Here is a 24,851-nt window from a genome sequence, read left to right as displayed (position 1 = left end):
TCAGGATTCCCGTGTCTCGAAGTCGATGCGCGGATCCACCCAGACGTACGTCAGGTCGGATACCAGTTTGAGTATCAGGCCGATCAGGGTGTAGAGGTAGAGGGTGCCGAAGATCACCGGATAGTCACGCTGCATGACCGCCTCGAAACCGAGCAGGCCCAGCCCGTTGAGCGAGAAGATCACCTCGATCAGCAGCGAGCCGGTGAAGAAGATCCCGATCAGCGCCGACGGCATCCCGGCAATGATGATCAGCATGGCGTTGCGGAAGACGTGGCCATAGAGCACCCGCCTGTCGCTGGCACCCTTGGCACGGGCGGTCAGCACGTACTGGCGGTGGATCTCGTCGAGAAAGCTGTTCTTGGTCAGCATGGTCAGGGTGGCGAAGCTGCCGATGGCCGAGGCGCTGACCGGCAGCACGATATGCCACAGGTAGTCCTTGACCTTGCCCCAGGCGCTGAGCTCGGAAAAGTCCGGTGACGTCAGCCCTCGCAGCGGGAAGACGTCGAAGTAACTGCCGCCGGCGAACAGCACGATCAGCAGGATAGCGAACAGGAAGCCGGGAATGGCGTAGCCGACGATGACCAGGCCGGAGGTCCAGACATCGAAGGCGGAGCCGTGTCTCAGGGCCTTGCGTACCCCCAACGGGATCGACACCAGATACACCAGCAGGGTCGTCCACAGACCTAGCGAGATCGACACCGGAAGTCGCTCGAACATCAGGGTGGTGACCGCCTCGCCGCGAAAGAAGCTCTCGCCGAAGTCGAAGGTGGCGTAGTCCACCATCATGTCGATAAAGCGTTCATGGGCCGGCTTGTCGAAGCCGAACTGCTGCTCAAGCTGGGTGATGAACTGCTCGGGGATCCCGCGGCTGCCGCGAGACTCGCCGCTATCGATGGTCTCGCCGCCACCGCCCTGCAGGCGGGTACTGGCCTCGCTGGAAAAGCCCTCGAAACGTGCCAGCAACTGGTCGATGGGCCCGCCCGGCGCGGCCTGGACGATGATGAAGTTGAGCAGCATGATCCCCAGCAGGGTGGGGATCATCAGCAGCAGACGGCGCAGTACGTAGGCACCCACGGCATTTCCTTGAGGATTGGGTTTGCCAAGGCGAAGCGTCGTTTCGCACGACGCTTCGCACCACCAGAAACATTTTCTGTATCAGGGCCGCCGGCGTGGTCGGGCCTGCCGTTCGGGCTGGACACGTGCGCCTGCCCTCTGAATCTTTGACCTTCTTACCACAGCACAGCGCCCTTTGGCCGCCGTTGAATCAACGGCTACGCTGACGATCCTCGATGACCGCCTCGCGTTCAGGGTCTACCCACCAGGCGCTCAGGTCCAGCGTGTACTCGGGGAAGGGCTCCTGCCAGGCAAACTTGTCCCACACCGCGATGCGGTGGGCGGCCAGATGGAACTGCGGGACCACGTAGAAGCCCCAGCGCAGCACTCTGTCCAGCGCCTGGGCGGCGGTGTCCAGTGCCTGGCGCGAGTCGGCGGCGATCAGGCGATCGACCAGAGCGTCGATGACGGGATCCTGAAGGCCGATCAGATTCCGGCTCTGGGGGCGTTCGGCATACTCGCTGCCCCAGAACTCACGCTGTTCATTGCCGGGACTCAAGGACTGCGGAAAGCTGCCCACCACCATGTCGAAGTCGAAGCTGCGCAGACGATTGAGGTACTGATTGACATCGACGGTACGGATATTGCCCTGCACCCCCAGTCGGGCCAGCCTTCGCAGCAGCGGTTGGGCGATGCGCTCGAACTGGGTGCTGTAAAGCAAGATCTCGACGTGCAGTGGCTCGCCATTCTCGGGGTCGATCATTACCCCGTCACGGGCCTCGTAGCCGGCCTCACGCAGGAGTTCCAGGGCCTTCCTCAGGCGTGGACGCATCTCCTGGGGCTGCTGCATCGGCAGTGGCTCGCTGAAGACGCTCTCCGGCAGCTGGTCGCGGAAGGGCTTGAGCAGTGCCAGCTCGTCTTCGGACGGCAAGCCGGTGGCTTCCATCTCGGAATTCTCGAAGTAGCTGTCGGTGCGCGCATAGGCGTCGTAGAACAGGTTTCTGTTCAGCCACGGGAAGTCGAAGGCAAGAGTGATCGCCTCGCGCACGCGGCGATCCTGAAACTTGGCCTTGCGCAGGTTCATGACGTAGGCCTGCATGCCGGCGGGCTGGCCGTCATGGACCTGAAGCTGCCTGACAAAGCCCTGCTCGCGCGCAGGGAAGTCGTAGGCCGTGGCCCAGTTGCTCGCGGAATTCTCGAGACGGAAGTCGAGATTGCCGGCCTTGAAGGCCTCCAGTGCCACCGTCTGGTCGCGATAGTAGTCGTAGATCAGCCGTCCGATATTGTGTCGGCCGACGTTGACCGGTACCTCGCTACCCCAGTAGTCGTCGACGCGCTCGTAGACGATGCGGCGGCCCGGATCGACCTCGGCGATCCGATAGGGGCCGGAGCCGAGCAGCGAATCGCGGGTCACCGCCTCGAAGTCGCGATCACGCCAGTAGTGCTCGGGCAGGATCGGCATCTGGCCCAGGATCAGCGGCAGTTCACGGCTTTCGCTGTCACCGAGGTCGAAGTGCACGGTGTCGCTGTCGATGGCGGTGACGCTGTCGACATCGCTGTAGTAGGCGCGGTAGAAGGGCTGCCCCTTGGTGGTCAGCGTCTCGAAGCTGAATACCACGTCCTGGGCGTCCACGGGTTCGCCGTCATGGAAGCGCGCTTCGGGGCGCAGGTCGAACTCGACCCAGCGCCGTTCGGGGTCCAGGCGGATACCCTCGGCCAGGAGCCCATACATGGTGAAGGGCTCTCCCGGGTTCGATTCGAGCAGGGTGTCGTAGATCTGTGTAAGGCCAGAGGCTGGCGTGCCACGAACAATAAACGGATTGGTCGAATCGAAGCTGCCCTGGGCGGCGCGAATCAAATCACCGCCTGACGGAGCATCAGGATTGGCATGGGGAAAGTGGCGAAAGTCAGCCGGCAGGGCCGGCTCACCATAGAGCGGAAGGGCGTGCACGGTGGGCACGCTGGAAACGTCTGCGGCCTCGCTGGCGGTCGCCAGCAGGGCGCCCAGCAGGCAGGCGCCAATTGCCACCTGTCGCATGGCGGTGGAGTCCTTGTCCTGAGGGGCGCCACCGTGGCGCCCGCTTTACCGACCGGAAAGTGTCAGTTGCTGACCGGGTTGAAGAGCCTGCGGGTTGTCGATGCCATTCCAGCGTGCCAGGTCCCGAGGCGAGATGGAATGAAGCATGGCGATGCGGTTCAAGGTGTCTCCGCTCTCGACGACATGGGTCTCGTCGGAGGCGCTGGCCACTTCGATCTGCCCCAGGTTGCTCAAGGCATTGCGCAGGGTGGCGGCGCTCTCTGCCGGCACCAGAATCTGACGGGTGTGACGCGGGTTGACGTTGCGCGACTTGAGTCCGGGGTTCAGTTCGCTCAGCTCGTGGGTGGTCACTCCGGCCAGAGCGGCTGCCTTGTTCAACGAGATCGGTGCGGTGACCGAGACCTTGGCAAAGGCCGCCGAGCCGCTGATCTCCGGAAGGTTGACGCCATAGCGCTCGGGATCATTGATGATCCGCGAGATGGCCATCAGCTTCGGCACGTACGCCATGGTCTCCGAGGGCAGGTTGAGATCCCAGTAGTCGCCGGCGAGTCCGCGGGCCTGCGCCGCACGGCGGGCATTGTTGACGGTGCCGGCGCCGGCGTTGTATGCCGCGAGTGACAACTGGAGGTCGCCCTCGTACCACTGATCCGCCTGCATCTCGATGTAGTCCAGGGCGGCGCGGGTGGAGGCCACGACATCATTGCGGCCATCCCAGGCACCATTGCGCTTGAGGCCGAGGGCGTCACCGGTACGCGGCATGATCTGCCACAGTCCGACGGCGCCAAAGTGGCTACGTGCCTTGGGATCGAAGGAGCTCTCGACGAAGGGGATCAGCGCGATCTCGCCCGGCAGACCACGTGATTCGACCTGCTGGGTGATCCAGGCGAGCCAGGGGCGGGCGCGCTCGGTGATCTCCGCCACGTTATGGGGGCTGTCCTGGTAGTAGTCGATCCATTCCTGCACGCGGGCATTGACCGGCTGGTCCTGCCACTGGAAATCCGCCCTCAGACTTGTCCAGGCATCCTGCGGCTCGAGTTCCAGGGCATCCCAGAAGTGGCGAGTCAGGTGTTGATGCGAAGGCGCGGCGCTTGCGTCAGCGCTGGTTCCGCCATATGGCATGGCGCCACCGGGGGGGAGTGGCGAGGCCTGGGATGTATAGGCACCGGCCATCAACGAGCCAAGGAGGGCCAGACTGCTGGCCGCGCCAAGAAGTCGTCTACGGGTCGTGTGAAATGTCATGCGTACAGAAACTCCTGGCCCGCGATGCTTATCGCGGGCGTCCTGTGGGACGATGGTTCAGGACGCCGAGCCGTTCAGAAGGAATCCTTCCAGGCTCTTAGCGTGGCAAAGGTGGCGTCCGTGCTATCGGTCGACCCATGGGCTGAGGCAGCGCGCTTGACATCTTCATCATCGCAACGAAGGAAGGGATTGATGCGGCGCTCACGTTCCATCGTTGTAGGCAGCGTGGGTCGGTCCAGATCTCGTGCCTTCTGACATTCGTCGAAGGCGGTGGCAACGTCGGGGTTGCCGGGGTTGGCCGCCTTCGCAAAAGCGAGGTTGGCCAATGTATATTCGTGCGCGGAGAATACCAGTGTATCCGCCGGCAGGGAATTCAGTCGGTCGAGGGACCCCTTCATCTGCTCCGGGGTACCTTCGAACAGGCGTCCGCAGCCACCGCTGAACAGGGTGTCCCCACAGAACAGCAGCGGCGGGATGCCTGCGGTAAAGAAGGCCAGATGGTCCAAGGTATGCCCAGGCACCGCCATCACCTCGAACAGGCGGCCCATGACGCGAAACTCGTCACCGTCACGCACGATCTCGTCGACGCCTGCGATCTCGGGGTTGTCCGGCCCGATCACCCGGGGCGAATAGCGCTGGATCAGTTCGGCAACGCCGCCGGTGTGGTCATGGTGGTGATGGGTCAGCAGGATGCATCCCAGGCTCAGCCCTTCACGTTCGAGAAAGCGCAGAACAGGCTCGGCGTCACCGGGATCCACGACGCAGACCTCTTGACTCGAATCCTGGCGCAGCAGCCAGATATAGTTGTCGCTAAAGGCTGGAATCGGTGTCACGCTTAACATGGTCGGCAGGGTCCTCGGAGCGAGCCTTGAGCGGGCAGCATCTAGCTGGGCGGCCGGCGCAGACTTCAGTAAACTTCGTTTTTTCGCCTTGCAAAATCAGACACTTTGGAGGCACAGGTCCACTATGTCAAATGCGTCGGAGCCGATGGAGCTCGCGTGCCTGGTGCGGCACGCTCGACGCTATTGGTCCAGTGACAGCGGATGCGCCGTGCGGCGTTCCGAACGAGCCTGCCTGGGCCCGCTGGCCGAACGCTGGTGCGGCCAGCACGGTCTTGAAATGTCACTGGCCGAGCCACTGGCCGACATGAGCGCGGTGCGCCACTGGATACGGTGGTCTCCGACCAGGGAGCTGGCGGAAAGTTCCAGCACGCTGGTTTGCCGTCCTGAGCGCTTGGCTCTGCCCGATGGGGCGATGGACGTGGTGGTGCTCAATCACTTGCTGGAGGTGGTGTCCCACCCCCACCAGCTTCTGCAGGAGGCCGCCCGGGTGGTCTCGCCGCAGGGGCGACTGGTGCTGCTCGGCTGGTCTCCGCTGTCATCGTCGGGCTTGATGAGGGTTCGGCCTCGCCGCCGGCGGCAGCTGCCGGGGCAGGGCGTATGGCGAACGCCGCGGACGATGAAGGACTGGCTTCAGTTTGTCGACTTCGAGATCGAGCGGGTAGACTACTGCCGATTTCGCCTGCCGGGGCTCGCCGGTGGCAATGGCATGCTGGAGACCCTTGGCCGGCGCCACAACCTGCCCCTGGGCGATTGTTATATCATCCAGGCTCGCTGCCGCTCGCAGCTGGCCTGTACCCAGGGAAAACGCCCGCTGTTCGGCTTGCCGGTCGGTAACACCGCACTCGGCACCACCAGGCTCGAGCCCAGTGTGCGGCAGACCCCCAAGCAGAAGAAGGTAGCAATGCGTTGACCACTCCCGATTCACTCCCTGTCGTGACCATTTACACCGACGGGGGTTGCCGCGGCAATCCCGGACCCGGCGGCTGGGGAGCGCTGCTGGAAAGCGGGGATCACCGCAAGTCGCTCAAGGGCGCCGAGCGTGATACCACCAACAACCGAATGGAGCTGACCGCCGCGATCATGGCGCTGAAGACGCTCAAGCGCGAGTGTCACGTGGATCTCTGGACAGATTCGGAGTATCTGCGCAAGGGCATCACCGAATGGATCCATGGCTGGATCAAGCGTGGCTGGAAGACGGCTTCCAGGCAGCCGGTGAAGAACGCCGATCTGTGGCGCGAGCTGCATGAGCAGACACGCCGACACCAGGTCAGCTGGCATTGGGTCAAGGGGCACAGCGGCCACCCTGGAAACGAGGCCGCCGACGCCCTGGTCAACGAGGCCATCGACGAGTTGCTGGAAGGCGCCTGACGCCGTCGGCCCACACCCCACAGCCCATCCGACTTCAGGGACCCAGAATGCGACAGATTGTACTGGATACCGAGACCACCGGTATCGAGACGCGCGACGGCCACCGTCTCATCGAGATCGGCGCCGTGGAGATGATAAACCGGCGTCTGACCGGAAATTCCTACCATCAATACATCAACCCCGAGCGTGAGATCGATGCCGAGGCGATCGGTGTCCACGGCATCACCAACGAGCGGGTCGCCAATGAGCCGGTGTTCGCCGAGGTGGCGGCCGACTTCTGGGAGTTTATTCGCGGGGCCGAGCTGGTCATCCATAACGCGCCCTTCGATGTCGGCTTCATCGACCACGAATTCAAGCTGTTGAAGGCCACCCACCCCGAGCTATATGCAGGGCCCGTCAAGGATCACTGTCGTATCCTCGATACCCTGACCATGGCACGGGGACTGCACCCGGGGCAGCGCAACAGCCTCGACGCCCTTTGCAAGCGCTACGATATCGACAATGGTCACCGCGTGCTGCACGGGGCCTTGCTCGATGCCGAGATCCTGGCAGACGTCTATCTGGCGATGACCGGTGGGCAGACCGCCCTGACCCTGGATGCGGGCAACGACAGCGACCAGCAGGCGGCGGTGCCCGGCGAGCTTTCGGTGCGTCGGCTGTCATTGGAGCCGGGGCGGCTGAGTGTGGTACGCCCGACAGAGCAGGAGATGGCTGCCCATCTGGCCAAGCTCGACAAGGTGCGTGGCAAGGCAGGTGAGTGTCGCTGGGACGACCTGGACCCTGTCTACGCCGGCCCCGGCAGCGCCACGCAGGACGGTGTCTGATGCTGCATCGGGAGCTGCCAAGAGGTGTCGAGTCGGGGCGTATCATTCGCCTGTCGAAAGGCTGTATGGCGCCTGGCCTGGACAATACGCCGCTGGGGCCGGTCGAGCCCTGGGATGAGCGTGTTCAGCCGTTGTGCTGGTGGTCGGACGAGCCGGTGGGGCTGCGTCTTGAAGACAGCCCAGGCGCCGACTGGCCAGACGGCCGTAGCTGGCTGTCGAGGTTGCCCGAGTCATGGTACGGGCTGGTGTCAACGGCGCTGCAGGTGGGTGCCTGGATGGGCAATCACCGGTTTTGCGGGCGTTGCGGCAGCCAAGCGAGGCGTCTGGAACACGAGTTTGCGATGCACTGCGACAATTGCGGCCATCGCAACTACCCGCGCATCTCGCCCTGCATCATCACCCTGGTGACCCATGGGGAGTCGCTGTTGCTGGCTCGTAGCCCGCGTTTTCCACCCGGACGCTATTCCACCCTGGCAGGATTCATCGAACCGGGAGAGTCGGCGGAGCAGGCGGTTCATCGCGAGGTCCACGAGGAGGTCGGTCTGAAGCTGGGGCGGCTGCGTTATATTCGCAGTCAGGCCTGGCCATTTCCCCACTCCCTGATGCTGGGCTATCTGGTCGAGGCGGCAAGCCGACGCATCGTGATCGACGGCCACGAGATCGAAGACGCCGCCTGGTTCTCGCCACGGCAGCTACCGCAGTTGCCGCCGCTTTATTCGATCTCGCGGGAGTTGATCGAGTTGCACCTGTCTGAGGTGCGTGACGGTCGGTCCTGACGGGCAGTCGCCGGGAGGAGGAGCCACTGCCCATTTGAGCATTACTTCTCGGGAAACAGCTCGGTCAGGCGGGTCGCCAGCATGATATTGCCGGTCGCCTTGAGCTTGCCGGTCATGAAGGCTGTCATGCCGTTGATATCACCGGTCATGATGCCCTTGAGGGTGTCGCTGCTCATGCTCAGGCTGACAGAGGGATCGTCGTGCTCGCCCTGCTGGATGTCCAGTGCACCATCGTCGATGACGACATAGTGATCCTCGGTATCGCTGAAATGGAACTGGAAGATCTCGTGCATGCCCTGGGCAGCGTCGGGATTGAAGCGAGAGCGTAGCGTATCGAGTGTCTGTGACATGAGAATTCCTTGCAGTTGTGTGAGTCGCTGTCAGGCAGCGTATTTCAAACGAATGTTTCAATCAAGGCCGGGCGCCGTTCAGGGCCTATGACCGTCAAGGTCCAGGTCTTTGCAGAATCGTGCCGGCTGACAGGGAGAGAGCGATGGAAGACTGGCTGGGTGAGATCCTGACCTTTTTTGTTCAGCTGCTGCTGGTGGCAGGGGTCGTGCTGTTGGCGCTGATCGTGCTTGCCCGGGCCAAGGGTGGCGGCAGTGTACCCAGGGAGCAACTCAGGATCGAGGACCTGGGTCAGCGTCAGCGTCAGTGGCGTGAGCGTTTGGTACAAGCCAGGACAGGCACAGAAAAGCGGTCTCGTCTGCGCTGGCCGTGGCGTCGGGATACCAAGCCCAGGCAGGACGAAGGCGTGGCATCGAACGCCACCACCTGGGTGATCGATTTTCATGGCACCCTCAAGGCCAGCGGCGTGGACCGCCTGGCTCGCGAAGTGTCCTTGCTGCTTGGTGTGGCTAAGGAAGGGGACGAGGTGGTCATTCGGCTGGAGAGCCCCGGAGGCCTGGTCCACACCTATGGGCAGGGTGCGGCGGAACTGCACCGGCTCACCGAGGGGGGGCTCAAGACCACGGTCTGCGTGGACAAGGTAGCGGCCAGCGGCGGCTACCTGATGGCGTGCAACGCACAACGCATCCTGGTGGCCCCGTTTGCGGTAATCGGCTCCATCGGGGTGGTGGCCCAGATCCCGAATGTCCACCGCCTGCTCAAGCGCCATGACGTCGATGTGGAGCTGGTGACCGCCGGGCGCTACAAGCGCACGCTCACCGTGCTGGGCGAAAACACCGAGGAAGGCAGAGACAAGCTGCAGGCGGACCTCGACGCCATCCATGCCAAGTTCAAGGACTACGTCGACCAGCGCCGCTCCGGCGTGGATATCGACGCCGTGTCCACCGGCGAGGTCTGGTACGGAGAAGAGGCCGTGTCCAGAGGGTTGGCGGATGAGGTCACCACCAGCGAAGCTTATCTCAGCAAGGCGATGGAGCGTGGCAAGGTGCTGAGCCTGAGGCTTGCGGCGGTGCCATCACTGGCCGAGCGTCTTGGTTTTTCCGCCTCTGGCATGGTCGAGCAGGCGCTCGACCGGGTGGAAGAGCGTGTCGATGCGTCCGGCTGGGAGCATCGGTAGGCGAAGCGTGCGTCGCGGTTCATAACATTGGATCGCAATATTGGATCGCAATACTGCCTGACCTGAGCCGCCCCAGCTCCGCCTGTCCAAGTCGTTCTGTCCATCGAGCGAGCCCGATGCCCTCCAGCGAGGGCTATCGGGTGCGAAGCGCCTGACCAGAGTCTGTGGTCGCGCTTCAGTCGTCGTTGGCTGCGTTCATCTTGACGATGGCGGCGATCATGATGCTCGCGCTGTCGCCTTGCAGTGAGTAGTAGATGGTCTGGGAGGAGCGCCGAGTGCTGACCAGCTCGGCTCGCCTGAGGATGGCAAGGTGCTGGGATAGGGCCGACTGGCTCAGGCTCAGGCGTTGATTGAGCTCTGTCACGGACAGCTCGTTGCCTTCAAGTAGACACAGGATTCTTAGGCGATTGTCGTTGGCGATGGCTTTCAGCAGGCCGCTCGCTCTGTCTACCACGGCATCTCCACCCTCAAGCAGGCGGCCGGCAACACGTTGTGAGCTGTTCATCAGCACTCTCCCTTGCAGCGGTGACTGACACGAATTTCACCCGTTGGACGTCGTGGCGCTAGGCGCCACCCGAGATGGACGGCAATAGGGATCGAGGTGTTGTGCATGGATGGCTTGTCATCCTCATCGAAGAGATCCGCTAGTCGGATTCGGCGTATCCGGCTCCTCGGAATAGTGTTGGTCCGGGGCGCAGGACTCCTTTCATTTGGTCGCTGATGAAAGCCGAAGCCTTTCTTTCCGTTAGTGATTAAGAAACTTCTCAATAATAGCGCATTGTTGAAGTAAACGCGTCTTAAACGCGTGTTTGTGACCGTTTCGGCAGAATTAGATAATAAGTTTTTCAAAGTGTGTCCATCGCGTTGTTTCTTGTATTTGTATTTAGCAGACTGACAATATTGTGCAATATCAGGTTTCTCTAGGTATCCTGTATGGCACATCTGGTGCCTGGATCTGCAGTTATCTGATTTTGCCCGTCTACCCGGGGTGGCCTGTGGGTAAAGGGGAAGGGGGCGAGCAAGGGAGTGCTGGCAAGGCGCAGGCTTGTCTCGTATAATTTCTGCCGCAAAATTTGCATCCCGCGCGGTGGCGTTAGACTTATCGCCATACGGCTCGAAATCTTGCGCCATCCAGAGGTATCGCAGCCAGGCGTGCCTGTAGCCGTATTGTGGTTGTTCCCAGGGTTCCCTCACCCCTTGCGAAAAAGGAATCATGATGTTCACTCTGTCCTTCGAACAGCGCCGTCGTCTGCTGGCGTTGATGGTCGTTTTCCATATCGTCGTTATCGCCGCCAGCAACTACCTGGTCCAGTTGCCGTTTACGGTGTTTGGCTTGCACACGACCTGGGGCGCTTTCAGCTTTCCCTTCATCTTCCTGGCCACCGATCTGACGGTACGCCTGTTCGGCAAGGGGCCGGCGCGCGCTATCGTGATGCGCGTGATGCTGCCCGCGCTGGTGGTGTCGTACGTTGTCTCGGTGGTCTTCCCGCAGGGCGGCTTCGCTGGCCTTGCCGCGTTCGATGGTTTCGATCTGTTCGTCGCCCGGATCGCACTGGCCAGTTTCATGGCCTACCTGCTTGGACAATTGCTCGACGTGCAGGTCTTCGACCGGCTCAGGCGACTCAAGCACTGGTGGGTGGCGCCGGCGGCGTCGACCCTGGTCGGTAATCTGGTGGATACCGTGGCGTTCTTCTCCATCGCCTTCGAGGCTGGTCCTGACCCGTTCATGGCGCAGCATTGGCCAGAAATCGCAGCGGTCGACTACGCCATCAAACTTGCGATCAGTCTGGTCTTTTTCCTGCCCCTGTACGGCGTGCTGCTGCGTTATCTGAGCCAGCGACTGGTGGCGGTGACCGGCAGTCAGGACGTCTGGCCGGAGCAGGTCGCTCGGGGAGAGGGACGCTGATAAGGGCCTCGATCCCCGGCGGTTGAGCCTGCTGGGCCGGTGTTACGATCTGGTTCTGCTCTGGTCCCGATCTAGCCCCGCCTTGGTTTGCTCTGGCTGTGCTTGCTGCCTGGCTCCGCGCCCCGCCTGGCACGTTCAGTACTATGCTGGTGTCGTGAAGCACGACGTTCTACCGGCTCTCTACCAACCTTCGATCGCTCAAAGGAGTGCAGCTATGACGGTTTCCCTGGAATATACGGACAGTGGTGGTCAGGGAGAGCCATTGGTCATCGTTCATGGCCTGCTGGGTAGCGCCGACAACTGGCGCTCCCATGTCAAACAGTGGTCGGGCGAGCGCCGTGTGATCGCCCTGGATCTTCGCAATCATGGCCGTTCTCCTCATGCCGAGGGTATGGACTATGCCCAGATGGCCGAGGACGTGGCAGCGGTGATGGACCGCTGCGGCGTCACCAGAGGGCACCTGCTTGGCCACTCCATGGGCGGCAAGGTGGTGATGACCCTGGCCAGGCTGCATCCTGAGCTGGTGGCGTCGCTGATCGTTGCCGATATCGCGCCGGTCGCCTATGAACACCGGCACGATAGCGTCTTCAGCGCACTGCGGCGTGTCGAGCAGGGTGAGCCCACCGACCGGCGAGAAGCCGATGCCTTGATGGCTGAGGTGATCGACGACAAGCCCACCCGCATGTTTCTGGCTACCAATCTGGTGCGCGACGACGATCGCGTACTACGCCTAAGGGTCAATCTCGATGCGATCGAAGCCGGCTACGGCCAGATCATGGCACCGCCCGGTGGCGAAGGAAGCATCGATGTGCCGACGCTGGTGTTGCGCGGTAGTCGCTCCGACTACGTCGCCGATGACCTGCTTGAGTCGCTGCGCGCCGTCCTGCCCAGGGCCGAAGTCAAGACCCTGGACGCTGGTCACTGGCTGCACACCGAGCGGGCGCAGGAGTTTCAGGAGCAAGTGGCCGAGTTTCTGGCCTCTCTGGACGACTAGCCACTGCAATCAAGGCGTCTGTGGTTTAGCCGGGGTCCTTGCCCAGGCGCGAGATCGGGGTCAAGCGTTCGACGATCTTCTGGTCATGTAGATAGCGCTCCAGGCGACGATAGCGGCCGTGATCCATGGCGCCGGGGCGCAGGCTGAGTCGGCGCCTGATGTCGGGCCAGGCCTCGGCATTGGCGGGGCTGTCCATGGTCGGCTCGAGTCGAGTCATGATCTCCCAGCTCGCGGCGGGATGGTCGATGATCCAGCGTGTGGCTTGTTCCAGTGCGTCGACGAAGGCGCGAATGGCGTCCTTCTGTGCCTGAAAGTGGTCTTGGTTGGCCACGACGACCAGGCCGTCATGCACCGGGATACCCAGTGTCTCGGTCGGCATGGCGCGGGTAGCGATGCCGAGATCGGCGAGCTCTCGCGGCAGAGACAGTGCCGCGCCGCCGATAAAGGCATCGATCCAGCCTTCGTTCATCGCGCGTATCACGCTGAAGTGCACGTCCTTGGCCTCGACATGGGACAGGTTCAATCCTTCGTGTTGAAGGATGGCCCTGAGCAAGACGTCTTGTCCCGCGCGCTGCGCGTAGCCGATCCGGTGATCGATCAGTCCCAGCACCGAGTCGATGTCCGCATCTTCGCGTACCAGCAGCGCCGACAGTGGCAATTCGCTCAAGGTGGCTACCCTGATGATGGGGCGCCCCTGGTCCACCAGCCGGTGCAGGGTCAGCTGGTCGGTCAGTGCCAGATCCGCCTGGGATGCCGCCACCAGCTTGGCAGGTACGTCGGGATCGGCGGGGGTCTGCAGCACGACGTTCAGTCCGCGCCGCGAGAACAGCCCCCTCTCCTGAGCCACCAGCAAGGCAGCGTGCTGCGGCCCGGGTGACCATTCCAGCACTAGAGTCAGCTCGGTGACCGGTGGCGGTGCGATCGGATCGGCAGGAGCCGCCGTGGCCGACGGTGCCACCGGCATCGCGGGCGTGTCGATACCGGGTCCACCAGGCAATCCACGGTAGCGCTCGAGGATATCGCTCACCACCGCCGCTTCGGCGCTTGTAGGGGGCGTTCCGCCAATCTGCTCGGAAGAAGTCTCGACCTGTTGCTCCTGGGCAAGGGGCGGCGCTGCCTGTTGCTGCGCTGCGGCTTCAGCGGGCGCCTCCGGCTCGGCCAGGGCAGGGGGCAACGCGCCGAGGCTTGCCAGCAGCAAGCTCAAGCCCGCAAGCCGGATTAGCCGGTGTTGCCTGGGCGACGACTTGGGCATCAACAATCTCCATGGGTCAGGCATTCGTACCAGCGCGCTAGTGTATCCAAGGGCGAGCTTCGTTCACCAGCGGCATCCATCAACATCCTGGTAATTCGAAGTGCGCTCGATGAATCACGTTACACTCGACAGATCGCGGCGTGGGGCCGGGCGTGAGACAATCATGATGAACGTTGCAAGGGATGCGCATGGATTCGATCAATAGTCTCTTTCTTCTGTGTGGAACGCTGATTGCGCTGAGTGTGCTGGCCAGTCGGCTTTCCGCTCTGGCCGGTGTGCCACTGCTGGTGCTGTTCCTGATACTCGGCATGCTGGCGGGTGAAGACGGCCTGCTGGGTATCGACTTCGACAATTACTCGCTGGCCTTTGTCATCGGCCATCTCGCCCTGGCGATGATCCTGCTGGATGGTGGCCTGAGGACACGGCTCAAGACCTTTCGTGTCGGTTTCAAACCCGCCCTGGGGCTCGCTACCGTCGGGGTCTTCATCACCAGCGGTCTGGTCGGTCTGCTGGCGATGTGGGTCTTCGATCTATCGTTGCTGCAGGGCCTGCTGGTCGGGGCCATCGTCGGTTCTACCGACGCTGCGGCGGTCTTCTCGATGCTCAGTGGCAGAGGGCTCAACCTCAATGAACGGGTCGGCGCCACCCTGGAAATCGAGTCCGGCACCAACGATCCCATGGCGATCTTTCTCACCCTGGTGCTGGTCGAGGCGCTGGTGGGGGACCTCGGTGGCCCCATGGACATGCTGCTGTTCTTTGTTCAGCAGTTCGCCATGGCCATCGCCATCGGGCTTGGCGCGGGCTGGCTGATCGGTCGCTTGCTGCGCTATGTGGATCTTGCACCGGGACTTTACTCGCTGCTGGCCCTGGCGTTGGGGTTCTGCGTCTTTGGCTTGACCAGTGCCCTGGGGGGCAGCGGCTTCCTGGCGATTTATCTGGCCGGATTGATGATCGGCAATCAGCCGGGGCGGCACCTCAACTTCATCTTGCCGGTGCATGACGGACTGGCCTGGCTAAGTCAGATCGGGCTATTTCTGGTGCTTGGCTTGCTGGTGACACCTTCGGCACTGCTGGAGGTGCTGTTGCCTGCATCGGTGGTGGCCCTGGCGCTGATCTTCGTGGCGCGTCCGTTGGCGGTGGTGCTGACGCTCAAGCCGTTCTTCCATTTCCGCTGGCGAGAGGTAGGGTTCATTTCCTGGGTGGGGCTTCGCGGTGCCGTTCCCATTGTGCTGGCGATCTTTCCTGTCATCGGTGGCGTCGAGCAAGCCGGCCTCTACTTCAATGTGGCCTTCGCGGTGGTGTTGCTGTCGCTGTTGATCCAGGGCGGAAGCTTGCCCTGGATGGCACGCCGCATGAAGGTCATGGTGCCGGACAGTGCCACTCCCAATCATCGGGGGCCACTTGGCATCCTGCCTGAAAACGACTTCGAGATGTTCGTCTACAAGGTCGAAAATGCCGATCTCGAAGACGTCCCGATTCGGCTGCTGCGCTTTCCCTCAGGTGCCTTGATCTCTGCCCTGTTCCGCCAGCACGTGATGCTGCACCCCAAGGGCAGTACACAGTTGCGCATCGACGATATCATCTGTGTCATCGGCAAGAGCGACGATCTGCCAGCATTGAACCGGCTGTTCAACGGCGACGCCAAGCATCGCCAGCAGCGCGCCTTCTTCGGCACCTTCACCCTGGATGCAGACGCCAGGATGGGCGATGTGGCCGATGCCTATGCGTTGACCCTGAGCCCCGGCGAGGCCTCGCTGACACTGGGTGAATTCATGGGACTACGCTTGGGCGGGCATCCGGTGGTAGGCGACGACGTCGACTGGCATGGCATCCACTGGGTGGTGAGCGAGATGGAAGGCAACCATATCACCCGTGTGGGTCTGCGCCTCTACTGAGGCGCAGCGTTCCAGTATCGGAAAGAATCGAGCGGAAAGCATCGAGCGGAAATAACCGGGCGGAAATTATCGAGCGGGGTCTGTCGAGAAAGCCCCTTGCCAAGATGCCCTGGAAGAGCCCGTCAGGGCACCAGCAACTTGAACTGCAGCGAAAATTGGTCTTCGGGCACGGCGTAGTCGTCGGCGAAGTTGTGTTCATACAGACCACTGATCTGCAGCGGGGAGTCTCCCAGCTTTACCAGTTTGCTGAGTCGGCCACCCACGGGCAGGCTGCTCCAGTCGCTGTGCTCCCAGTCGTAGGTGATGTTCATCTCCGAAGTGCCCACTGACCAGCCCTGGCCGAGCCCGAGATTGATGATGGGCTGCAGGATGCTCAGGTTGACGTCCTCGCGATCGTCCTCACCGGCGACACTGAAGATGTTCTGGTTGAAGGCGCCATACAGGAAGGAGCCCCGCGAGGCCGCAAACCCGACCGCCGGACCCAGACCCCACTGTTCGGCGCCACGATGCTCACCGCCGGTCGGCAGAAGGGCGACCACACCGAAGCCAGAACGACCCCAGGAGTGTTCGAAGGTGGTGAGGTCGAACACCGTAGAATCGCTAAGGCCGGTGGAACCGCCGGGATCCTCGGTCAGTGAGGGCACCGTCAGGCGAAAGATGTGCTGGTGGCCCGCCAGCCGGTAGGGCAGCGCCGTTCTGAACTGGACGATGTTCTGTGAATCATTGGTGCCGTGGACTTCCGGGCTCCAGGAATTCTGTAGCTGGAAGTTCATCAGTGGTGCAGTGGGGTCGGAGGCGGCCTGTCCGAGTTCCTGCTCGGCCAGGACGCCGGGGCTGATCGCCAGTGTGCCGATCAGCAGCGCGGCACCAACGGATCTGCTGGCTAACGGAACGTTCACCCTCAGGCCATTCTGTTCGCAGAGCTCGCCGCCCCGAATCCTGACTCTTCCCTGATGCATCCCGACATTCCCCCAGCCGATGAGAGAGCCCCTGCAACGCGGGCTCGATTGCTATTTCGGCATAGTGTAGTCGGTCTTGCATGTAATATGCGCTTTTGTGCTTATCTGCCGGCGGTTAGATCGGCAGGGGCCTTGTTGCCAACCGTCCCCCGGACAAACCTGTCCCAGGATTTACCAGGCCCCCTGGTCGATCATGGCATTGGCGACGCGCCTGAATCCCGCAATGTTGGCGCCCAGCACCAGGTTGTGGGGCTCGCCGAATTCCTCTGCGGTGGACGCACAGCAGCGATGGATATTGGCCATGATCGCCTGGAGGTGGGCATCGACCTTCTCCAGCGGCCAGATCTGCATGCTGGCGTTCTGCGCCATTTCCAGTTGACTGGTGGAGACGCCGCCGGCGTTGGCCGCCTTGCCGGGGGCGTAGGCGATGCGGGCCTCCAGCAGACGGTCCACCGCCAACGGCAGGGTCGGCAGGTTGGCCCCCTCGCATAGACACTCGAGCCCATTGGCGAGCATCGCCTCGGCGTCGGCCAGGGTGACCTCGCCCTGGGTCGCGCAGGGAAAGGCGACCTGGCCAGGGATGCGCCAGACGGCGTGGCCGTCGGCGGGGTAGTCGTCCAGCGCAATGAAGCGGGCCCGGGGGTGATCCTTCAGGTAGCCTTCAAGCGAGACGCGCTCGACCTCCTTCAAGCGCTTGAGAGCCTCCAGATCGATGCCGTCCGGGTCGTGGAGGCAGCCACCGGAATCGCTGCAGGTGACCGGCAGGGCATCCAGCTGATGGAGCTTCTCGATGGTATAGATGGCGACATTGCCCGCGCCGGAGACCAGGCAGGTCTTGCCGCGCAGTTCTTCACCCCGGGCTGCCAGCATGTGCTGGGCAAAGTAGGCGGCGCCGTAGCCGGTGGCCTCCTTGCGGCCCAGCGATCCGCCCCAGTCCAGCCCCTTGCCGGTAATCACCCCTTCGTGACGTCGCGTCAGTCGCTTGTACTGGCCATAGAGGTAGCCGATCTCTCTGGCGCCGACGCCGATATCGCCAGCAGGGACATCCACGGTGGGCCCAAGATGATCCACCAGTTGGGTCATGAACGCCTGGCAGAAGCGCATGATTTCCCCGTCGGAGCGTCCGCGTGGATCGAAGTTGGCGCCACCCTTGGCGCCGCCAAGCGCGAGCCCGGTCAGAGCGTTCTTGAAGATCTGCTCGAACCCGAGAAACTTGATGATGCTGGCGTTGACGCTGGGGTGAAAGCGAAGGCCCCCCTTGTAGGGGCCGAGAGCCGAGTTGAACTGGACACGATACCCCTTGTTGACCTGGATCTTGCCGTTGTCGTCGGTCCAGCAGACGCGAAACATCAGCTGGCGCTCGGGCTCCACCAGTCGCTCGATGATGGCGTGCTCGAGGTAGCGGGCGTCTGACTCGAGCAGGGGCCTCAGGGACGCCAGGATCTTCTCTGCAGCGGCATAGAACTCCGCCTGGGCGGGACTGGTGGCTTTCAGCCCTTCCAGAGTGTTGTGCAGGTAATCCACGGCCGCGTCTCCTTTCTTGAGGCTTCCTTCGGCGTTGTGCCGTCGCTGGCTCGTTCACTATAGGAGTGGGGCGGCTGGTCAGACAGCAGGATGCGCTTTATGGCGAATTCCAGATGCGTCTGACGTCGGCCGTAGTCAAACACCGTGACAAACGGCATCATTCAGACGATAGGGCGATGGTCGCCCAGCAGCTTTTCATGAAAAGGTCAGGCTCGATGAAACGATCCTATTTTCCCGTGGTACTGACGCTATTGCTGGCCGTCGGGCTGGGGGGCTGCGACGAGACACCCACCGGGCGTAGCCAACTTGCCTTGGTGCCTGGCTTTGTGATGAGCGACATGGGGGGTGACGCCTTTGAGCAGATGCGAAGCCAGCTACCGCTTTCCACCGATGCCGCCATCAAGGCCGAGGTTCAATGTGTCAGCGACGCCTTGATCAAGTCCGCGCGGCTCGTCTATCCCAAGGTCGAGATGCCTGACGACTGGCAGGTGGTCGTGTTCGACAATCCCTCGCCAAATGCCTTTGCCTTGCCGGGAGGGCGCATCGGCGTGCACTCGGGGCTGTTGCAGGTCGCTCAGACGCCCGCCCAGCTGGCGGCGGTGGTCGGTCACGAGATCGCCCATGTGCTCGCCGACCATGGCAACGAACGATTGACCCAGCAACTGGGCATCAAGGCCGTGCTGCTGGTGGTAGGACTGATGAGCGAGGGCGACGTGGGTCAGGAGCCCTTGCTCCAGGCGCTGGGCATCGGCAGCCAGCTCGGTATCGCCTTGCCGTTCAGTCGTGCCCATGAGTCCGAAGCCGACGTGATGGGGCTGGCCATCATGGCGCGCGCCGGATTCGATCCCGGCGAGAGCGTCGCCCTCTGGCGCAACATGGCATCGGTTGGCGGTGATCAACCGCCGGAGATCCTGTCCACCCATCCGGGGCATCAGTCACGTATCGAAGGGTTGCGTGCCGAGATGGTGCAGGCCAAGGAGGTTTACAGAGGCGTTTCGCCCAGCCGCTGCTAGGGCTTGTCTGAAAAGTGCCTGCGCTCGGTAATACGGCGTGAAAATCAGATCAACAGGTGGGTCAGACGTTGGTAGGCGTTCGACCGAGCTTGTCTTCAAAGGCCAGGGCCGCGGCGGCGGCCCTGGCTTCGTCCTGTCCATCGTGGCGAGAGACCACCCGCCGTGAGGCGTTGGGAGAGGAATCCGAAAATGCCACCACCGCCCAGCGAGTGCGCTTCATCGTTCTTGTCTGATAACTCTCCACACGATAATGCTTCATGTCCATCCATCTCGGCATAGTTCACGGGTATGACCCTGATTGCCGACGTAAAGTTCGAAAGCCTCACCAATTAGAGCAGCTCGATCGTAAAGGCTTCTATCTTGCCGCCAAAGGCGAAAGGGCGTCGCTCTGCGTAGTGGCGTGAGACGGGGGACCCCAGATCGCGGCCCACGTCGAAGGTCTCGCTGGCGCTGAAGGCCAGGGGAACCGTCGTGGGCACCTGACCTTCCGCCGCGGTCTGCCCATCCACCTCGATCGTCACCTGCGCGGCTTTACCGGGCACCGGGATCCGGGTGGTGATGACGATGTCGTGGCTGCCCGGAGCCAGGGCGGCTGTGTGAATGCGGGTATTCTCCATCAGCAGCATATTGTACTCGTAGGTCAGCCTGCCCTGATCAAGATAGACGCTGAGCCCGCCGCCGGCACCTCCGATGGCATACAGCACGCCCTCGGCATCGCCCTGGCCAGTGTCGATACGCAGGCTGGCCCGGGTACTCTGGCGACCAACGCCGGGGGCCGAAAATTCCGGCATGCGTTGAGTTGTCTGGGTAAAGGTCCAGTGATCGTAGCGCGTCTTGACCCGGTCCTCGGGGTGGACGCGAAGCCAGTTGCCCGCACCGGTGGGGAAGGCCTTGTTGTCCTCGGCGATATCCATGAAGCGTTGTTTCATCATGGCCAGTCGCTCAGGCTGAGCGTGGGCCAGATCTCTGGCCTGGGAAAAATCGCTTCGCAGGTCGTAGAGTTCCCACACATCTTCGGCGGAATCCCAGTCGGCGATCCGCTGTGCCGCGCTCGAGGTATCCCAGGGAACCAGCGGGCCAAAGGTACCGGCAAAGTAGCCATCCAGGTAGAGCCCTCGACTGCCGTTATTGTCGAAGAACTGGTGGTGCTTGCGTCCGGGGGCATCGGCGTCGTCGAAGGTGTAGGCCAGGCTGATACCGTCCATCGGCATCTGCGGGTAGCCGTTGACGACGTCCGGCAGCGGGATGTCCAGAATGTCGTAGAGGGTCGGGGCAATATCCACCACGTGGTGGAACTGGTGACGTACCTGCTCATCCGGTGCGATATGGCCGGGCCAGGAGATGACCATGGGGTTGCGGGTCCCGCCGAAATAGGCACCGAGCAGCTTGGTGCCCTTGAAGGGAGTGCTGCCCGCCCAGGCCCAGCCGGCGTGGTACATGTTTTCGGTCTGGGGGCTGCCGAGAACATCGAGGCCGCCCATGCGATCCAGTACCTCTAGCTGCTGGGCGACACTGCTGCCGATATTGTTCTGGGCCAGCAGTTCGCTGATCGAGCCGTGCTGGCCTTCGGCACTGGAGCCATTGTCCCCGACGATGTAGATGACCAGGGTATTGTCTCTAAGCCCCATTTCCGCCATGCCCTCGAGCAGTCGCTCGACCTGGCTGTCGGTGTGCTCCACGAAGCCGGCGTAGATTTCCATCAGGCGAGTCTGGAAGTCGCGCTGGCTCTCGGGAATCTCGTCCCACCCTTGCAGGCTGTCGTCGCGTGGCGTGAGTTCTGTGCCCGGCGGAATGATGCCCATCTCGAGCTGTCGCTGGTGGGTGCGCACGCGGTAGGCATCCCAGCCATCGTCGAACTGGCCGTCGTAGCGATCGGCCCATTGCGGTGCAACGTGATGGGGGCCGTGGGCCCCACCCGGCGCCCAGTACATGAAAAACGGCTTGTCCGGATCGAAGGCCCGGTAGTCGGCGAGCCACGCGAGCGCCTGGTCGGTCAGGTCCTCGGTCAGGTGGTAGTCGGGATCGTCTTCGGGGGGCTCGACATGCAGGGTGTCCACGGTCAGGCGTGGCTCCCACTGAGACGTCTCGCCCCCCAGAAAGCCGTAGAAGTGCTCGAAACCATAGCCGGTGGGCCAGCGATCCTTGGGGCCGATCGCTGTCGTCTCGACCGCCGGGGTGTTGTGCCACTTGCCGAAGGCGGCGGTGTGGTAGCCGTACTGCTTGAGCACCTCGGCCATGGTGGCGGCATTCTTCGGAATCACGCCGGTATAGCCGTCGAAGGCCACCGCCCGTTCGGCAATGGTACCGGAGCCCACCCGGGTATGATTGCGACCGGTCAGCAGGGACGCCCGCGTGGGAGAGCAGATGGACGTGGTATGAAAGCCGGTGTACTCGATGCCTTCATCGGCCAGGCGCGACAGCGCTGGCATCCTGATTTCGCCACCGAAGACCTCGGACACCCCGAAGCCCACATCATCCAGCATGACGATCAGAACATTGGGGGCGTCTTCCGGCAGGTGGGACGGCTCGTCCGGCCACTGCATGGTGGCGTCCTGGAGGCGAGGTGGTACATCGCTCGGCATGGGGGCGGGGGCGAAGGGTAATAACGCTCCGTCCGTCTCGGGCTGACCGGTCTCGGACTGGCTTGCCCCAACCGGGCCCGATACGGGAGAGAGCAGCACCAGGCCGGCGAGGACGCCGACCATGACTTGCATGGACCTTTGCACGGACCTCTGCATGACACACCTTCCTCGATAGCGGATTGCTGCGCATGGAAACGCTGGCTCGACGGGCGTGTCCCTGGCGACAATCGTTGCTGTGTTTCGGTGGCGACTCGTTCCGAAATTATGGGTCACTCATCACAGCAGGCCGAGCTATCGGCGGCGATAACACCGAGGAGAGATGACGCGACGTTATCTAGGGTGATTGACCCCGGTCAGGATTGCCGCATGGTCCTGGCAGGGGCATGACTTATGCCGGGCTTGGCGCTATTTGGGAGCTGCGTCTTGGGTCAGCCCCGTTCTTCTTTATGGCTGTGTTCAAGACCGGCGGTCGGCTCATCTCGTGGGTCTTCTCCAGCCAAGTATTCAGGGTCCTCCAGTGGCTCGCCCGCTTCGTTCTGCAGCTGTAGATCGTAGGCGGACTGGAGGCCCGGAGGATCTTCCACCTCTTCATCGCCCACCTGATGAATATGGCCTGGGTACAAGGGCGACAGCAGGGCAACCAGGATGCCGATTGACGCGAAGATGGCGAACCCCTCGGCATAGCTGAAGACATTGAGCAATTCGCCGATGACCGGCGAGCCGGTGGCCTGGCCGAGCGACACGGCCATGAAAGGCAGCACCGGCCCCATCGCCAGGCGCCCGGGCAGCAGGCGAATGCCGGTCATCAGGTAAAGACCCGTCAAGCTCATGTAGGCGAGGCCAAAGACCAGAGCGGAGAATGCCGCCAGCACGGGTTGGGCGGGGCTGGCGGCAAGCAATGCCAGGCTTGCCGCCAGCATGGTCAGCATTAAGGCCTGGGTGATGGGCGGATTGTTGCGGTCGGCCAGATCCGCCACCACCGCACCGCCGAGACCGGCGATGCCGACGGCGAGCCACAGCCACCCCGTGGCGCTTGGTGACAGACCGCCAAGGGTCACCACCAGGTCCGGAGCAAAGATCCAGTAGGCGGCCGAGATGAAGCCCATCGCGTAGGAAAACAGGGTGAGCCTCACGAGCCGTGACCACGGCAGTTCACGCAATGCAGGTGGGTCGGCGGCGTTGGAAGGCGTGATGCGCGACACCGAGGGTAGGTACAGCCAGGTAGCGCACACGCCGATGACCGTCAGCAGGGCGAAGGACAGATAGGCCAGTCGCCAGGCGTCCGCCATGAACAGTACCGTTGGCACGGCGACGATCACGCCGATACTGGTTCCCGCATTCATGACCGAACTGACACGAGCATGCAGTGAGCGTCTCACCAGCGCCTGCATCCCGGCGGTGAGTGCGGGCATCATCAGGCCGGTACAGATGCCGCAGGCGAACACCCCGATGCTGAGCATGGTCGCATCGGCCGCACGGCTGATCAGTGCCAGGCCGACGATACCGAAAAGCCCGGACAGTACCGCTGCGTAGCGGGCACCAAGACGATCGGTGGCGTAAGGCGCCACCGCCGTGGACAGCAGGAAGCTGATCAGGGGAAGGGCGCCGATGATGCCGATGGCATCAGGCGTCAGCGACAGCTCATCGCGAATCTGGGGGACAAACAGGCCGAAGGCAAAACGGGCGAGTCCGTAGCTGATGGCGACCAGGGCCGCGCCGAAAATCGCAAAACCGGTGCTGGAAAGAGACCTCATGCTAGCTCCTCCGACATGCACGTTGCACCACCTGTAGTTATCTGGCGCCTTGATGCATCGTGTCTGGTTCGTCCCTGTCGTGCTGCCTGGAGCAACAGATGCAAGCAGGGTGCACGATTTGCGGCGTTGTCGCCAATCCATCAACGACAATCGGTGACCTTTTCACGACAACCGGTGAACACACCTTGCTGCTGGGGGGCCTGGTGTACAGAACCAGATGTGCAGTAGCTGGTGTGCAGTCACTGGTGTGAAGAACCATGTGTGCAGGACCATGGCGGGGCAGCGCCTCGAGACCGTCGAAGGACTGGCGTGCCGACAGGCAGGGAGCTGTTGAAGGAAGAGGGCAGAAACGAAGAAGGGGATCAGTCTTTCGACTGATCCCCTTCTGGATTCGAGGTGGCGGAGGGACAGGGATCGCCCTCATCAACCCGAAAACCCATTTAAAATCAGCAGCTTGGCTGTGTTGATTCCTCCTCAATGTAGCGTTTTCCTGTAACAGAAGCAATGAGTTCGTACTTGGAGCTTGGCGGTAACCATCGTCCAGCGCTACTGTAGGTATTCGCGTAGAGCGAGAGGTCATAACAGTGCCTCTGGGAGAAAGCTAGACGTCGGATCAATGGGGTTGAAGGACAAGAACATGGATAGACAGCTTTTGCTGGAACATGCTGAATCGATGCAAAACATGATGGTGGCCCGTGCCACAGGTGGTGATGCTAGCGATTTCGAATACTCTCAGATTCGAGCCGCTTTGCTAGATGACCCAAGCATAGCGCAGCTTGTTCCTCAAATGGTTAAGACATGCCGTTCACCAAGCCAGCTCTGGAGCTTCATCAAGAAAATCGAGCAGTATGAACCGAGAAGACAGTTCATCTGGAGCGAGTTTAGGCCCCTCCTCGACAAGCTGGAGCAAGTAGGTGCTCCATCTGATATGGCTATTACCGATACACTCGAAAACTTTGACTCAACCCATGTTCATATAGCATGGCAGAAGACGTTGTCTCGAAGAACATCGGACCCTGAGGGTGCTATCACAATGGCCAAGTCCCTAATTGAAAGTGTCTGCAAGCACATCATAGAAGAGGTGGATGGAGAGGAGTGCTCGGGCAGAAGCGATGACCTGCCAGCTTTATATCGTAAGGCATCACAAGCACTGAACCTTGCTCCAGAACAACACATGGAGGAAACCGGCGGTCTCAACCTACAAGCGCAACACTATTGGAGTGCCGGAGATCCGGGCACTGACTTCTGGAGAACCTCCGCGTATACCTCCAGAGGCGTCTTGGCGTTCAACGTCTCTCTAGGCCTGG

21 protein-coding genes and 1 pseudogene are annotated in these 24,851 nt (G+C 62.2%); 10 read left to right on the top strand and 12 right to left on the bottom strand.

The genetic code is table 11. The features are described 5' to 3' along the window. The 4 genes from EBB56_RS15755 to gloB all read right to left on the bottom strand — a co-directional run bounded on the left by EBB56_RS15755 (nt 1) and on the right by gloB (nt 5,172). Nucleotides 1–1,074 (bottom strand): microcin C ABC transporter permease YejB, encoded by a 1,074-nt coding sequence (locus EBB56_RS15755; RefSeq protein ID WP_083970510.1) that lies wholly within the window; start codon nt 1,072–1,074, stop codon nt 1–3. 190 nt (nt 1,075–1,264) lie between these two features. Next, nucleotides 1,265–3,091 carry an extracellular solute-binding protein gene (locus EBB56_RS15750; protein WP_108133385.1) on the bottom strand — a complete coding sequence of 609 codons (1,827 nt, stop codon included), beginning with the start codon at nt 3,089–3,091 and terminating at the stop codon, nt 1,265–1,267. Nucleotides 3,092–3,136: 45 nt separating this feature from the next. Continuing rightward, nucleotides 3,137–4,330 (bottom strand): transglycosylase SLT domain-containing protein, encoded by a 1,194-nt coding sequence (locus tag EBB56_RS15745; protein WP_045993723.1) that lies wholly within the window; start codon nt 4,328–4,330, stop codon nt 3,137–3,139. Between the two features lie 74 nt (nt 4,331–4,404). Then, on the bottom strand, nt 4,405–5,172 hold the full coding sequence (gloB, locus tag EBB56_RS15740) for a hydroxyacylglutathione hydrolase (RefSeq protein WP_045993722.1): 768 nt from the start codon (nt 5,170–5,172) through the stop codon (nt 4,405–4,407). A gap of 208 nt (nt 5,173–5,380) precedes the next feature. Between gloB and EBB56_RS15735 the strand changes: the two genes are divergently transcribed. From EBB56_RS15735 to nudC, 4 genes are read left to right on the top strand one after another with little or no spacing between them, the layout of a single operon-like run. Next, nucleotides 5,381–6,082, top strand: coding sequence for a class I SAM-dependent methyltransferase (locus tag EBB56_RS15735; RefSeq protein WP_231498691.1), 702 nt, complete (start codon nt 5,381–5,383; stop codon nt 6,080–6,082). A 23-nt stretch (nt 6,083–6,105) separates the two neighbouring features. After that, on the top strand, nt 6,106–6,540 hold the full coding sequence (rnhA, locus tag EBB56_RS15730) for a ribonuclease HI (protein WP_231498692.1): 435 nt from the start codon (nt 6,106–6,108) through the stop codon (nt 6,538–6,540). Between the two features lie 47 nt (nt 6,541–6,587). Then, nucleotides 6,588–7,364 (top strand): DNA polymerase III subunit epsilon, encoded by a 777-nt coding sequence (gene dnaQ, locus EBB56_RS15725; RefSeq protein WP_108133387.1) that lies wholly within the window; start codon nt 6,588–6,590, stop codon nt 7,362–7,364. Beyond that, entirely contained in the window at nt 7,364–8,140 is a 777-nt protein-coding gene (gene nudC, locus EBB56_RS15720; RefSeq protein ID WP_124804779.1) for an NAD(+) diphosphatase, read from the top strand. Before dnaQ ends, nudC begins: the two co-directional genes overlap by 1 nt. 41 nt (nt 8,141–8,181) lie before the next feature. Here the strand turns inward: nudC and EBB56_RS15715 are convergent, their stop codons facing one another. Next, nucleotides 8,182–8,490 (bottom strand): SCP2 sterol-binding domain-containing protein, encoded by a 309-nt coding sequence (locus tag EBB56_RS15715; protein WP_045993717.1) that lies wholly within the window; start codon nt 8,488–8,490, stop codon nt 8,182–8,184. A 143-nt stretch (nt 8,491–8,633) separates the two neighbouring features. Between EBB56_RS15715 and sohB the strand changes: the two genes are divergently transcribed. Beyond that, nucleotides 8,634–9,665 carry a protease SohB gene (gene sohB / locus EBB56_RS15710; protein ID WP_124804778.1) on the top strand — a complete coding sequence of 344 codons (1,032 nt, stop codon included), beginning with the start codon at nt 8,634–8,636 and terminating at the stop codon, nt 9,663–9,665. 175 nt (nt 9,666–9,840) lie between these two features. On the opposite strand, the gene EBB56_RS15705 is transcribed toward sohB, so the two are convergent. Beyond that, nucleotides 9,841–10,170: a metalloregulator ArsR/SmtB family transcription factor gene (locus tag EBB56_RS15705; RefSeq protein ID WP_045993715.1), complete on the bottom strand. Its 330-nt coding sequence runs from the start codon at nt 10,168–10,170 to the stop codon at nt 9,841–9,843. Between the two features lie 711 nt (nt 10,171–10,881). Here EBB56_RS15705 and EBB56_RS15700 point away from each other — a divergent pair. Further along, nucleotides 10,882–11,571: a 7-cyano-7-deazaguanine/7-aminomethyl-7-deazaguanine transporter gene (locus EBB56_RS15700; RefSeq protein WP_108133390.1), complete on the top strand. Its 690-nt coding sequence runs from the start codon at nt 10,882–10,884 to the stop codon at nt 11,569–11,571. A gap of 214 nt (nt 11,572–11,785) precedes the next feature. After that, a complete protein-coding gene (locus EBB56_RS15695) occupies nt 11,786–12,565 on the top strand; it encodes an alpha/beta fold hydrolase (RefSeq protein WP_124804777.1) in 780 nt (259 codons plus the stop codon). A gap of 25 nt (nt 12,566–12,590) precedes the next feature. On the opposite strand, the gene EBB56_RS15690 is transcribed toward EBB56_RS15695, so the two are convergent. Further along, nucleotides 12,591–13,817: an ABC transporter substrate-binding protein gene (locus EBB56_RS15690; protein WP_052704430.1), complete on the bottom strand. Its 1,227-nt coding sequence runs from the start codon at nt 13,815–13,817 to the stop codon at nt 12,591–12,593. A gap of 188 nt (nt 13,818–14,005) precedes the next feature. On the opposite strand from EBB56_RS15690, the gene EBB56_RS15685 reads away from it, so the two are divergent. Then, nucleotides 14,006–15,712, top strand: coding sequence for a potassium/proton antiporter (locus tag EBB56_RS15685; protein ID WP_108133392.1), 1,707 nt, complete (start codon nt 14,006–14,008; stop codon nt 15,710–15,712). Nucleotides 15,713–15,834: 122 nt separating this feature from the next. Here the strand turns inward: EBB56_RS15685 and EBB56_RS15680 are convergent, their stop codons facing one another. Both EBB56_RS15680 and gdhA read right to left on the bottom strand, forming a co-directional pair. Continuing rightward, nucleotides 15,835–16,611, bottom strand: coding sequence for a hypothetical protein (locus EBB56_RS15680; protein WP_124804776.1), 777 nt, complete (start codon nt 16,609–16,611; stop codon nt 15,835–15,837). 231 nt (nt 16,612–16,842) lie between these two features. Beyond that, nucleotides 16,843–18,195 carry an NADP-specific glutamate dehydrogenase gene (gdhA, locus tag EBB56_RS15675; protein ID WP_045993711.1) on the bottom strand — a complete coding sequence of 451 codons (1,353 nt, stop codon included), beginning with the start codon at nt 18,193–18,195 and terminating at the stop codon, nt 16,843–16,845. A 215-nt stretch (nt 18,196–18,410) separates the two neighbouring features. Here gdhA and EBB56_RS15670 point away from each other — a divergent pair, with 215 nt between their 5' ends. Next, a complete protein-coding gene (locus EBB56_RS15670) occupies nt 18,411–19,208 on the top strand; it encodes a M48 family metallopeptidase (RefSeq protein ID WP_045993710.1) in 798 nt (265 codons plus the stop codon). A gap of 61 nt (nt 19,209–19,269) precedes the next feature. Here the strand turns inward: EBB56_RS15670 and EBB56_RS15665 are convergent, their stop codons facing one another. The 3 genes from EBB56_RS15665 to EBB56_RS15655 form a co-directional block, all read right to left on the bottom strand. Then, a complete protein-coding gene (locus EBB56_RS15665; RefSeq protein ID WP_124804775.1) occupies nt 19,270–19,467 on the bottom strand; it encodes a hypothetical protein in 198 nt (65 codons plus the stop codon). Nucleotides 19,468–19,537: 70 nt separating this feature from the next. Further along, a complete protein-coding gene (locus EBB56_RS15660) occupies nt 19,538–21,922 on the bottom strand; it encodes an arylsulfatase (protein WP_221621201.1) in 2,385 nt (794 codons plus the stop codon). Between the two features lie 296 nt (nt 21,923–22,218). Beyond that, nucleotides 22,219–23,544 (bottom strand): MFS transporter, encoded by a 1,326-nt coding sequence (locus EBB56_RS15655; RefSeq protein WP_124804774.1) that lies wholly within the window; start codon nt 23,542–23,544, stop codon nt 22,219–22,221. Nucleotides 23,545–24,181: 637 nt separating this feature from the next. Here EBB56_RS15655 and EBB56_RS21930 point away from each other — a divergent pair. Then, nucleotides 24,182–24,851: pseudogene (locus EBB56_RS21930) on the top strand (hypothetical protein); the annotation flags it as partial.

This window comes from Halomonas sp. YLB-10 (assembly GCF_003856855.1).
Lineage (GTDB): Bacteria > Pseudomonadota > Gammaproteobacteria > Pseudomonadales > Halomonadaceae > Halomonas > Halomonas litopenaei.
Note: the sequence above shows the minus strand (reverse complement) of the source record. Positions and strands in the feature narration are given on the sequence as shown.

Coding starts and splice junctions, on each gene's coding strand:
- EBB56_RS15750 (WP_108133385.1), bottom strand. CDS start 3,091: ATGCGACAGGTGGCAATTGGCGCCTGCCTGCTGGGCGCCCTGCTGGCG.
- EBB56_RS15745 (WP_045993723.1), bottom strand. CDS start 4,330: ATGACATTTCACACGACCCGTAGACGACTTCTTGGCGCGGCCAGCAGT.
- gloB (WP_045993722.1), bottom strand. CDS start 5,172: ATGTTAAGCGTGACACCGATTCCAGCCTTTAGCGACAACTATATCTGG.
- dnaQ (WP_108133387.1), top strand. CDS start 6,588: ATGCGACAGATTGTACTGGATACCGAGACCACCGGTATCGAGACGCGC.
- nudC (WP_124804779.1), top strand. CDS start 7,364: ATGCTGCATCGGGAGCTGCCAAGAGGTGTCGAGTCGGGGCGTATCATT.
- EBB56_RS15715 (WP_045993717.1), bottom strand. CDS start 8,490: ATGTCACAGACACTCGATACGCTACGCTCTCGCTTCAATCCCGACGCT.
- sohB (WP_124804778.1), top strand. CDS start 8,634: ATGGAAGACTGGCTGGGTGAGATCCTGACCTTTTTTGTTCAGCTGCTG.
- EBB56_RS15705 (WP_045993715.1), bottom strand. CDS start 10,170: ATGAACAGCTCACAACGTGTTGCCGGCCGCCTGCTTGAGGGTGGAGAT.
- EBB56_RS15700 (WP_108133390.1), top strand. CDS start 10,882: ATGTTCACTCTGTCCTTCGAACAGCGCCGTCGTCTGCTGGCGTTGATG.
- EBB56_RS15695 (WP_124804777.1), top strand. CDS start 11,786: ATGACGGTTTCCCTGGAATATACGGACAGTGGTGGTCAGGGAGAGCCA.
- EBB56_RS15690 (WP_052704430.1), bottom strand. CDS start 13,817: ATGCCCAAGTCGTCGCCCAGGCAACACCGGCTAATCCGGCTTGCGGGC.
- EBB56_RS15685 (WP_108133392.1), top strand. CDS start 14,006: ATGGATTCGATCAATAGTCTCTTTCTTCTGTGTGGAACGCTGATTGCG.
- EBB56_RS15670 (WP_045993710.1), top strand. CDS start 18,411: ATGAAACGATCCTATTTTCCCGTGGTACTGACGCTATTGCTGGCCGTC.
- EBB56_RS15665 (WP_124804775.1), bottom strand. CDS start 19,467: ATGAAGCATTATCGTGTGGAGAGTTATCAGACAAGAACGATGAAGCGC.
- EBB56_RS15660 (WP_221621201.1), bottom strand. CDS start 21,922: ATGCAAGTCATGGTCGGCGTCCTCGCCGGCCTGGTGCTGCTCTCTCCC.
- EBB56_RS15655 (WP_124804774.1), bottom strand. CDS start 23,544: ATGAGGTCTCTTTCCAGCACCGGTTTTGCGATTTTCGGCGCGGCCCTG.